Origin of the sequence: Spirillospora sp. NPDC052269, assembly GCF_040679435.1 — a bacterium.
GTDB lineage: Bacteria > Actinomycetota > Actinomycetes > Streptosporangiales > Streptosporangiaceae > Spirillospora.
Window position 1 is genome coordinate 309,980 of sequence record NZ_JBFAUU010000013.1, and the last position, 9,624, is coordinate 319,603.

The following is a 9,624-nucleotide window of genomic DNA, read 5'->3' on the forward strand; positions in this document are numbered from 1 at the left end:
GGGCAATCCAGGGAAGCCTGCATCTACCTGGCCACGCTAGACCCGCATCGCCCGTATCGCCCGGGAACAAGCGACGGGCACCCGACCGGCATCGGACGGTGACTCCCACAGCGCCGCACCAGCGGCCCGATTCGGGAGCACTCCATGACCCTCGCCACCACATGCAACACCATCGACGCGTTTGATCTCCGCGCCGTGCTGGACGCCCTGGCCCGTGCGCCCTACCTCCCCCTACTGGCCGACCTGACGGTCATCGGCATCACGGTCGCCACCGTGCTGGCGGGCATGCACCTGCACGCCCGCCTGTGCGACCGCGCTCCCCACCATGGCGACGACCTGCGCGCCGGCTTGGCCATCGCAGCCTTGGCCTTCGCCGTTCTCACCCTGCTGCTCACCCTTCACGCCCCCCGCCCACATCCGGCCGCCGCACAACTGACCCGCTGCCCGTGCATGCCACTCAGATGTCGTCTGGTGGCAGCCTCCATACCGGTAGGCCGCGAGGCTGCTCGGAGATGTCGGACCGTCCTGCTGCGGGATGCCAGGGGAGGCCCCAGACCTTCTCAGGCGGAGTGTGGTCGAGGCGACGACGCGTAGGCTCGCGGCTGGGGTAGCGCCCCGCGTTTCTCCCTGCGGAGTATCCGCCCAGCCCTTTAGCTAGCCGGCTACCCGAAGCAGGACGCGGAAGGGCCCGCCCGGCTGGAGCCCCAACTCGCCCGGGGGCCCTTTGACCGCCCAGCCTTCATTGCCGGGCGCGGGTTGCGAAGTGAGAGACGATCCTTTCGAGGGAGTCCTGGAGGTCGGGCAGCTGGTGAGTGATGGTGGTTCCATCGGTGTTGCGCCAGGTGAGGTGGGTCCGGGAGATCTGGATGCGCAGGTCGTTCACGACGAGGACGGGGCCGTCGCCGACGTCGTCTGCGGGGTAGGCGAACAGGCCGCGGGTGTACAGCTCCAACAGCAGAAGGTGCGCCGCGCGCTGCGGGCTCTGGATCGGAGTTGTGAGCGGGTAGTCGTCCGGCAGGGCCAGGGTGAACCAGGTGGCCTTGCCGCTGACCTGGACGGTGCGGAGGCGTGAGCGGCTGCGGTGCGCGCCGGTGGCCGTGGTCAGGGCGGCGACGATGGACAGGCCCCTGCCGCTCTCGCTGAGCAGGTCGTCCGGGACGGCGTGGGGGAGCGGGCCGGAGCCGGTGTCGAAGACGGTGACGACGAGTGCGGGTGCGGGGTCGATGCGCGGCCAGATCCACAGTTCGGTGTTGGTGCCACCAGCGTGGAGCAACGCGTTGGTGGCCAACTCGCTGACGGCGACCGTCGCATCGGAGATCAGCTCGTCCGGGAGGGCGAGCTGGGTCATCGCGATCGACAGTGTGGACCGTGCCACTGAGGCGCATGTCCGGTCGGACGGCAGCGGGAAGGCCTGCGCGAGTCCGAGCTCCAGAAGTGCGGCGCTCTCGTTCAGCATGAAGAACTCCACGGGTTGACGGGCTGGCGGAGAGCCGGGTTGCAGCACGCGTGCTCGCACCCGGGTGAGCATTCGGTGGGGCGCTGGGCCAGGCGCCGGAGTGTCCGGCGCAGGCTCCCAGGGCGCTGGCGAGGAGCCGACGGGGAGATTGCGAGACTGGTTCCCACCCTGGTGGACGCCATGTCGCGGCTGTCCTGGACGAAGGGCGCGGGCGCATGTTCCCCGGTGGGACGTTCGGATGCGGGATAGAGCGGAACGGGCGGGAACCAGGCACCCAGGAGATGTGCGAGCTCGTACTCGTCAGCGGCTTCGATCAAGGTCTGGCGCGGAGAGACGAACCAGTAATGCCTGGTGAAGCACCCGTACCAGCAGACCGTGTCGGGGTACCGGAGCCGGACGGCGGTGAGGATTGCGTTGGGGGCGCGGCTCGTCCCCTGGACGGGCGTGTCTGGCGAGGGCGGGGTGAACTGGACGCGGGCGGGCGGACGGCCCATGGCGGCCAGAGCCCTCCCCGAGGTTGTAGGTGGCGTGGAATCCTGTCTCACGTCGGACCTCCTGTGTCCGATAGGTCCCGGCCGGTGCTCGACCACCGCGTCCGGGACCGCCTGTTTCAGCAGGTGAACTCGCGTCACCAGCGGATAGGGGCGAGATGAGGCCGCGCGTGAGCGACAGCGCACGGCCATGTCCGCCAGAAACTCGCAGGCGTAGCGGGCTGCGGGCGTACTCAGCGCGAGACCGCGCCCAAGACGGTGTTGCCTCGGCTGGCCTTCTTGCTGGGACGGCCTGAACGCCGTCTTGTTGTCATGAAGACGACGGCACTGCTTCCAGCCGGTTCTCGCTCACCGGCGGCGTACGGTCAGAGTTCGAGCCCCTGCGCGTGTTCGCAGGCATCCTGCTCGATCAGCCTGCGGCTCAGTTCCTCAGGACTGACGCAGACCAGAGGCTGGTCCAGCCCGCACTTGAGCTCCCGCGTCGACAGGTTACGTCGACGCGTCGCGCACCACATCGCGTCCGTCCGCGAGCGCCACACCCACCACCCGGGTGCTTCCGCTCCAAAGCAGACTGCCCGCTCACCGTCATCGGTGCGTCTACCATGACGGCATACCTCCTTCGAGAGGTTGGGCCGCGCGGCCAGGAAGGTTCCTAGGCCATGGACCTGGCCGCGCGGCGGCTCTTCGCTTATCTGGTGCCCAAGTGGGCTTGTGCTCCGGCCGAGGGCCGGTTCCGGCGTCGAACCGGAACCGCAACGGCCGAGATTGACATCTCGCGTGTGTTGCCCACCCGCTGCTCAGCCGGACGGGCGGGTTGGCTCCGCAGCTTTCGAGTACTCCAGGCGATCTTTCGGCTACGTACCGTAGGCTTCGAGTGTTAGCATTCACCCGGTCGCGATTGAACGCAAGCCTTTACTTGAAACCCATCAAATTTGGTGTGGAGGAGCTGGGATGGCCCAGGGCAGACACGTCCCGACCGTTGCGAGCACCCGGCTGGCGCGCGAGTTGCGTGCCCGGCGTGAAGGGGCCGGGCTCAGTCAGGAGGCTGTGGCCGAGGAGATGGGCTGGGCGGAGAGCAAGCTCTATCGCATCGAGAACGACAAGAGCCGCGTCCTGCAGCGGGATGTGAAGCGGTTGCTCAAGCTCTACCGGGCCGACGAGGGGGAGAATGACGCGCTGGTCGAGCTGGCGCGGCTGGCCCGTGAGCCTGACTGGTGGCATCAGTACTCCGGCGCGATCCCGGAGTGGTTCCAGGTCTACGTCGTGCTGGAGGCCTCGGCGTCCCATGTCTTCGGCTATGAGTCGGAGCTGGTCCCGGGGATCATGCAGACCGAGCGGTACGCCCGCGCGATCATGTCCACCGCTCCAGGCCCGGAGGTGGACCAAGACGTCGACGAGCGCGTCGAGGTTCGCGTGAACCGTCAGGCCCGACTCGCCGGAAGTGACCCGTTCGATGTCTGGCTGGTGCTGAATGAGGCCGTCATCCGGCGCGTGGTTGGCGGGCGCGAAGTGATGCGGGAGCAGATCGAGCACCTGATCGACCTGGCGGGGCGACGCAACATCACCCTCCAGGTTCTGCCCTTCGAGCTCGGCGAGCACGGTGCCATGCATGGCGCGTTCAAGATCCTGAGATTCCCCGCCGCCGACGACCCCGACAAGGTCTATCTGGAGCAGCAGATTGGTGGCGTTTACACTCAGAAGCCCCATGAGGTGGACCGGTATAGGCTGATGTTTGACCACCTGCGCGCCCGAGCGCTCGGCCCGGAGCAGACCGTGGCGATGTTGCGTGAGGTGGCCGAGAACCTGAGGTAGGCGAGGACCGAGCAGAGGGAGAATCGTCCACCATGGACCTGACCGCCGCCGTCTGGCGTAAGAGCGCCCGAAGCGGCAACAACGGCGGCGACTGCGTCGAAGTGGCCGGCCTCGATGGCCTGGGCCTCGTCCGAGACTCCAAGGACCCGGACGGCCCTGCGATCAGCCTGAAGCCCGAAGCCTGGAACCAACTCCTCCACCGCATCAAGCTCGGCGAGAGTCTTCGCGGCTAGACGAATGTTTCCGAGGGGTGTCTCCTCGGACAGGGCGAGGCTGCGGCGCCTCGTGCGCGATTGAGGAGCAGGGGACGCCGTGCCTTGGCCTGAATCCAGCCGACTGGAACACCACGGGATGTTCCATGTCCGGGTACATGAGGATCGCGTGCACGGAGTGACCTCGCGATCGTGTCAAGAGTTGCCAGCGGCGACTGACCTGCCCTTGTGGGGTCAGAGCACCGGAGGATTCAGACCACACACGCCTCGGTAGTCCTTGGCTGGGGGCGAAGTATCCACCCACCGATGGGGCTGGCCCCGTGGTGGGGTGCCGAAAGCGCCACGACCGCGCGGACTCATGGGCGGGCCCACCGGGGGCACCATGCTCAGACCTCAGGCCGTCCAGGTCACACATCCCAGCCGTAGTCGTTGCTGGTGCCGTAGCAGGGAACGTTTGCCTGGTCCCTGGGTCGTGTCGCCTGAGTACGATCGGGCGTGATCAATATGAGGGTGAGTCGCGAGATCCAGGGTGAGGTCGTGGTGAGGGCGGGGTGCGGACTGCCCTGGGAGACCACTCTGGGCGGCTTGGACCAGGCGGCGTTTCCCATGCTCGGGGCGCTTGACCCCTATGGCGATGCGGTCTTCAATCACCGGCAGGTCCCGGCGCTGCTCGCGGAGTTGGACCGGCTTCCCGTCGAACGCGGTGGCGAATGGGTCGCCGAAGTCCGAACACTATGCGAGGTGGCCTTGCAGGGGGCGCATCGCTACATCTTGTTCATCGGCGACTGATCGTGTGTCAGGCGACGTTCGCGCGGGTCGTGATCTGACGCAGCCGGATGTCGTCGGTGTGGCGGTTGCGCCAGACCATGCAGCGGCGGATCATGCTCTTCTGTTCCTTGTGGCTGCGGTGGTCGGTGCCGTCCAGGGCGAAGTAGCGCAGCGCGGTGAACTGGGCCTCGATGCGGTTCAGCCATGAGGAGTTCGTCGGAACGTAGGCGATCTCGACGTTGTTGGCCTCGGCCCAGTCCGCCACTCGGCGGCACCGCTTGGCGGCGAGGTGCGGGGATTCGGGCAGGTTGAACGTGTGTGGCCGGCCGCCAGCGTACTTCGGGTACAGCAAGTCGAACCCGTCGGCGTTGAAGTCGTGAATGACGTCCCGCACCCGGTCCTCGCTGGTGAACGTCACCTCGGCAATCTTGGGAACCGGCATCCTCTGCGCCGACAACAGCACCATCTGCGCCCGACGCCAGGTCACCACCGACCCGTGCCACGCCGCACCGTCCGCGGCAGCCGACGACCTTCATCGTCATCGATCTCCCGAACCTGGACGCGCTCCGCCCTCCACCAAGCCTGATACATCCCGCCCTGTCGGCGGACCGCACCACACCGACAGGGCGAACGTTGCCTGCTACGGCACTAATTCAGGAGAGAGACAGCGGCATAGAGATGACTCAGGACGCGAGCGGCTTGATCTCTCCCGCGAAGACGATGACCTGGTCGATGAGGCTCCGTCGCAGATGGACGACATCCGTTCCCGCCAGGCGGGGGCCTCCATCAGGCGTGGTGAAGACCCACTGGTACCGGGCCCATTCGTCAGGCATGTCCACCGCTGAGCAACGCACCATCGTGCCGGTCCCTGCCGGGTGGCGTCGGAGATCCAGCACGAACCGCTCGACCGCCCCGATACCTTCACTACGCCCCAACGGCCCCCAGAAGACCACGTCTGAGGTCAGGGCCTGGGAGAGCAGGGTAGCCACAGAGCTGTCATCCGAGGCGTTGAACGCGGAGATGAACATGTCGATCGCGGAGCGTGCGGTCTCTTCCGGCATGCCCCAGTAATACCAGCCGCTTCGCATGAGCCCCTACCACGAGCCGCCTTCCGATCACGGTGAACCTTCCCGGTCACAGCACTAGCTCAGTGATCCCAGGCGAGCCGACCGGGGTGGCCAAGCAGAGCCGACGTGCACGCTTGGGGCTCTCGTCCTTGCCCGAGGGCCTGCATGAGCTGCGGCGTTTGTGGGCCAGGGCCGGGTTACACGCTGTTGGGTTCCTCGCTGAGGTACCCGACCGCCACCAGGGCTGGGAACGCTCGGATTCGGTCGTGCAGGTCGCGGGCCTCGCGGGTGGGGTGGGGGTGGTGAACAGGTCGTGGTCGAGGTCGCGGAGCCGGGCGCGGCTGGTCTCTCGGATCGGTGGGCAGGCGTCCAGGACCTCGTCGGCGAGCGCGGCGGCGTCACCGAACCGGTGCCGGGCGGCCTCGCGCCGGCGCCGGGCAAGGACGGCGGGTCTTCACCGTCTCCGGAGCCGAGGGCGCGATGACCGTCGAGGTCATCGACGCCTCCCTCGGCCGACACCACGTCGGCCAGTGCGCCACCTGCTCCTCCCGGCCGAACTGCGTCGAAGGGTTCTGGGCCCTGCGGCTGGACGCCGCCGGGACGCTGGCGCCCTGCCTGCTCCGCCCCGACCTGCGCCTGGACGTCACCGGCCACACCCTTGCCCCGGCCGCCCTGCTGCATGAGGTCAACGCCCACCTGGACGCCTTCACCGACGGGACGCTGGCATGAGATACGACAGACCTCGCGGTCTGGCAGGCCCGCTACCAGCCCCTCCCCGCCGACCGGGCCGGTCTGCATACGGCGCGGGCCTGGATCGGTCCGGGCCATCCGGTAGGCAACCAAGTCCGCCTCGGTTGCCGACACCAGATTCGTGTCGCGCCACACCAGGAACTCCGCCAGCCGTGGCACGACGCACTCCGGCGCGCGGCCAACGGCGGAACAACTCATAAACGCCTGCCAGGAGTCATGACAATCCGGCGAGTCCCGCCAATTTGTTGATGAAACCCTCTGCTGGAGAAAAGATTAGTTTCTAAGTGCGACTCACCGCCACACAACAGACCTGGGGACACTCTCTGGCTAGCCAGTAACTTGTAGCTTGGTAATCGTCCATCGCTGGACGTTGCTAGCCTCCGACCGCAGTAGTGAGCATTAGGCGGCAACGGCGAGGAAGTCATGGACGTATCGGTGGTTGTGGGAAGGGCCGACACAGGCGACCAACTTCGTTCTTTACGTGAATGGTTGACCGGCGACCAGATGTTGCGGGGCCGGGTCGACGGCCGGGAGAGTCCGCCGGAGCCCGGCACGATGGGACCGACGTTGGACGCTCTCGTGGTGGCTGTCGCTCCGGGCGGCGCCGCGACAGCCTTCGCCACCGGCGTCATCGCCTGGTTGTGCAGGCGGCGCGGTGAGGTGGAGATCAAGGTGACCGTCCCTGACGGACGGTCGTTGGAGCTGACCGCCAAGCGCGTGGCCGATCTCGACCCCGTCGCACTGCGGCAGCTTGTGGCGGACCTCGCGGGCCTGGTGGGCCAGGGCGGAGACGAAGCCGAGCAGCGCGAGCTCCCATGACCGGTCTGTCCGATGCGGGCGTGCGGGTCCTGCTGATCGCCACCGCCACCCATGACGGTCCCACGCTCCCAGCGGTGCCTTCTGTCGCCCCCACCTTCCATGCTATGAAGACGGCTCTGATCGAATGGTGTGGGGTGCCCTCCGACCAGTTGCGCCCGCTACTCGACCCACCCGATGCCAGAGCCATGGCACAGGCGGTCGCGGAAGAGGCGCAGCGAGCCGACACCGTCCTGTTGGTCTACTTCATCGGGCACGGACTGCTCAGCGCCGATGGTGAGTTGTACCTGGCCGCCCGCAGCACCGACCGGCTCACCCCTGGCATGGCCGAACATCAGGCGCTGTCCTTCTCCGCACTGCGTCAGGCACTCACGGCGAGCTCGGCGTCCTCGGTCGTCCTCATACTCGACTGCTGCTTCTCCGGGCGTCCTCCGTTGGGACGCGGCGCATCCGTCCCTGCGTTCAGCATGGATCCCACGCCCGGCCTGTACTTCATCGCGTCCGCGGAACAGCTCGCCCTCGCTCCACCGGACGCCGAGCGAACGGCGTTCACAGGGGCGCTCCTCGACGTACTGACCAAGGGTGACCCGCGCGAACCGCAGCAACTGACCCTGGACCTGATCTACGACGCGGTGTTCCGGACCATGCGGGACCAGCAGCTGCCGCTGCCCCGCAAACAGGCCGAAGGCCGCTCCGGAAACCTGGTGATCGCACTGAATCCCGCGAGGCCGGCGCAGACTGAGCCGCCGCAGGAACCGGGACCCTCGCAGGGCCGCTCTCCCTATCTGGGCCTGAACTCGTTCGGTCCAGATGACGCTCAGCTGTACTGCGGGCGGAAGGAGATGATCGATCGGGTACTTTCCGCGATGGAGCCGGGGGCCGGCACCTCCGCCGCGGCAGGACCGTTGGTGCTGGTCGGCCCGTCCGGGTCAGGAAAGACCTCTGTGGGCCGATGTCCTCCGCCGCACCTCACCCGACTTCGCCGCCCCGCCCGCGACCTTGCTTGCGTTCGCGGCGTAACTGGCGGGCAACGGCGCGATGGCGCTTGTCGCGCTCGTGCGTGCCGACGAAGCCGACCCGTCCTACTCGCTTGCCGCTCTCCTTCGCGTCGTGGTCAGCGAGGCCGTCCCTTCTTCGAAGCTGCGCGACCTCCTTGGTCAGCAGAATCTCGGCGACGCCTACGGCACCCCGCCCAGGTCGACCTGAGCAAGCCAGCGGGTTACGCACCGGTCGTATGCGCGGTGACCACGACCCCGACCATCTCCACCACGGGCCGTCCACCAGGGCGGCCGGTGCCTCTCGTATCCCAGCGGACGGAGGCTCTCCATGGCTGTGGACAAGTCCAAGCAGATGCAGGGGATCAGACAGCTCCTGACTCTCGCCGAACATCCCGACACCCCCGACTCCGAACGCCAGGCGGCATTCGCGCGGGCGGGCATGCTCATGCTCAAGTACGAGATCGAAGACGCCGATCTCAAAGCCGCCGCAGACCAAGATGCACCGGAGGAGATCGTCCTGTACGAACACGCCGTGCCCGGACGCGGCGGCCACGGTAGGGAACGTGCCTGGGGCCTTGGCGACGTTGCCGAGGGAAATGGGCTGTCAGGTCGCCTTCCGCGCCAACGATTCCAGCAACCGCATCCGCTGGATCCTGATCGTCGGCCCAACCGCCACGATCGACAACCTCAAGCTCCTGCTGCCCGCCGTCCTGATCCAGATGGAGAACAGCGCCGCCAACGCGGCCCGCGCACACTCCCGGAACCTGCCGGCCTGGCTCACCCCTGGCGAGAGGACCACGGAGACCTCCACCGTCCGCCGCAGCTTCATGCGCGGCTTCGGCAACGGCATCAAGGACAAGCTGGAAGCCGCCCGCGCCCGGTTCGCTGAGGAACTGGACACCGAAGCGGCGGCCGGTGATACCGGCGCCGCATCCCGTGAGCTGGTCCTCATGAACCGCCAGCAGCTCGTCCACGCCGAGTTCACGCGCCGCTTCCCCAAACTCGGCAAAGCCCCGCGCGCCCGCAAGTTCGACGGACAGGCCTACCGGCAAGGCCACACCGCTGGCCGCTCCGCCGACCTCGGCGACCGCAAGCTCGGTGGAACACCCCGAGGCGAACTCACCTGATCCCGCCGTGGGGGGGGGGGGGCGCGGCCGGGGGGGGGCCCCGGGCCCGCCGCCCCCCCCCCCCCGCGCGGTGGCCCAAAGGGGGCCCGCACCCCCCCCGGGCGCCCCACCCGCCCCCGGCCCCGCC

Annotated in this window: 11 protein-coding genes and 2 pseudogenes; 10 read left to right on the forward strand and 3 right to left on the reverse strand. The window is 67.8% G+C overall.

Annotated elements, in window-relative coordinates:
• Nucleotides 1-144: 144 nt before the first annotated feature.
• Nucleotides 145-594: a hypothetical protein gene (locus tag AB0L06_RS28035; protein WP_500234094.1), complete on the forward strand. Its 450-nt coding sequence runs from the start codon at nucleotides 145-147 to the stop codon at nucleotides 592-594.
• Between the two features lie 145 nt (nucleotides 595-739).
• On the opposite strand, the gene AB0L06_RS28040 is transcribed toward AB0L06_RS28035, so the two are convergent.
• Nucleotides 740-1,456 carry an ATP-binding protein gene (locus AB0L06_RS28040; RefSeq protein WP_500234095.1) on the reverse strand — a complete coding sequence of 239 codons (717 nt, stop codon included), beginning with the start codon at nucleotides 1,454-1,456 and terminating at the stop codon, nucleotides 740-742.
• 1,442 nt (nucleotides 1,457-2,898) lie between these two features.
• On the opposite strand from AB0L06_RS28040, the gene AB0L06_RS28045 reads away from it, so the two are divergent.
• The 3 genes from AB0L06_RS28045 to AB0L06_RS28055 all read left to right on the forward strand — a co-directional run bounded on the left by AB0L06_RS28045 (nucleotide 2,899) and on the right by AB0L06_RS28055 (nucleotide 4,760).
• Nucleotides 2,899-3,759 carry a helix-turn-helix domain-containing protein gene (locus AB0L06_RS28045; RefSeq protein WP_500234096.1) on the forward strand — a complete coding sequence of 287 codons (861 nt, stop codon included), beginning with the start codon at nucleotides 2,899-2,901 and terminating at the stop codon, nucleotides 3,757-3,759.
• 32 nt (nucleotides 3,760-3,791) lie between these two features.
• Entirely contained in the window at nucleotides 3,792-3,992 is a 201-nt protein-coding gene (locus AB0L06_RS28050) for a DUF397 domain-containing protein (protein ID WP_500234097.1), read from the forward strand.
• A gap of 489 nt (nucleotides 3,993-4,481) precedes the next feature.
• Nucleotides 4,482-4,760 carry a hypothetical protein gene (locus AB0L06_RS28055; protein ID WP_500234098.1) on the forward strand — a complete coding sequence of 93 codons (279 nt, stop codon included), beginning with the start codon at nucleotides 4,482-4,484 and terminating at the stop codon, nucleotides 4,758-4,760.
• Nucleotides 4,761-4,767: 7 nt separating this feature from the next.
• Here AB0L06_RS28055 and AB0L06_RS28060 read toward each other — a convergent pair whose 3' ends face one another.
• Nucleotides 4,768-5,205 (reverse strand): helix-turn-helix domain-containing protein, encoded by a 438-nt coding sequence (locus tag AB0L06_RS28060; RefSeq protein ID WP_500234115.1) that lies wholly within the window; start codon nucleotides 5,203-5,205, stop codon nucleotides 4,768-4,770.
• A gap of 217 nt (nucleotides 5,206-5,422) precedes the next feature.
• Nucleotides 5,423-5,800, reverse strand: a complete 378-nt coding sequence (locus tag AB0L06_RS28065) for a nuclear transport factor 2 family protein (protein ID WP_500234099.1) — start codon at nucleotides 5,798-5,800, stop codon at nucleotides 5,423-5,425.
• Between the two features lie 486 nt (nucleotides 5,801-6,286).
• Here AB0L06_RS28065 and AB0L06_RS28070 point away from each other — a divergent pair, with 486 nt between their 5' ends.
• The 6 genes and pseudogenes from AB0L06_RS28070 to AB0L06_RS28095 all read left to right on the forward strand — a co-directional run bounded on the left by AB0L06_RS28070 (nucleotide 6,287) and on the right by AB0L06_RS28095 (nucleotide 9,497).
• Nucleotides 6,287-6,535 (forward strand): hypothetical protein, encoded by a 249-nt coding sequence (locus AB0L06_RS28070; protein WP_500234100.1) that lies wholly within the window; start codon nucleotides 6,287-6,289, stop codon nucleotides 6,533-6,535.
• Nucleotides 6,536-6,979: 444 nt separating this feature from the next.
• Nucleotides 6,980-7,375, forward strand: coding sequence for an effector-associated constant component EACC1 (locus tag AB0L06_RS28075; protein ID WP_500234101.1), 396 nt, complete (start codon nucleotides 6,980-6,982; stop codon nucleotides 7,373-7,375).
• Nucleotides 7,372-8,313, forward strand: a pseudogene (locus tag AB0L06_RS28080) (caspase, EACC1-associated type); the annotation flags it as partial. The gene AB0L06_RS28075 and the pseudogene AB0L06_RS28080, both read left to right, overlap by 4 nt.
• Before the next feature lie 79 nt (nucleotides 8,314-8,392).
• The gene (locus AB0L06_RS28085) at nucleotides 8,393-8,578 is read left to right on the forward strand and encodes a DUF4192 family protein (protein ID WP_500234116.1); all 186 of its coding nucleotides are present in this window, start codon (nucleotides 8,393-8,395) and stop codon (nucleotides 8,576-8,578) included.
• Nucleotides 8,579-8,722: 144 nt separating this feature from the next.
• A pseudogene (locus AB0L06_RS28090) lies at nucleotides 8,723-8,824 on the forward strand (DUF2786 domain-containing protein); the annotation flags it as partial.
• A 142-nt stretch (nucleotides 8,825-8,966) separates the two neighbouring features.
• Nucleotides 8,967-9,497: a hypothetical protein gene (locus AB0L06_RS28095; RefSeq protein WP_500234117.1), complete on the forward strand. Its 531-nt coding sequence runs from the start codon at nucleotides 8,967-8,969 to the stop codon at nucleotides 9,495-9,497.
• Nucleotides 9,498-9,624 lie beyond the last annotated feature (127 nt).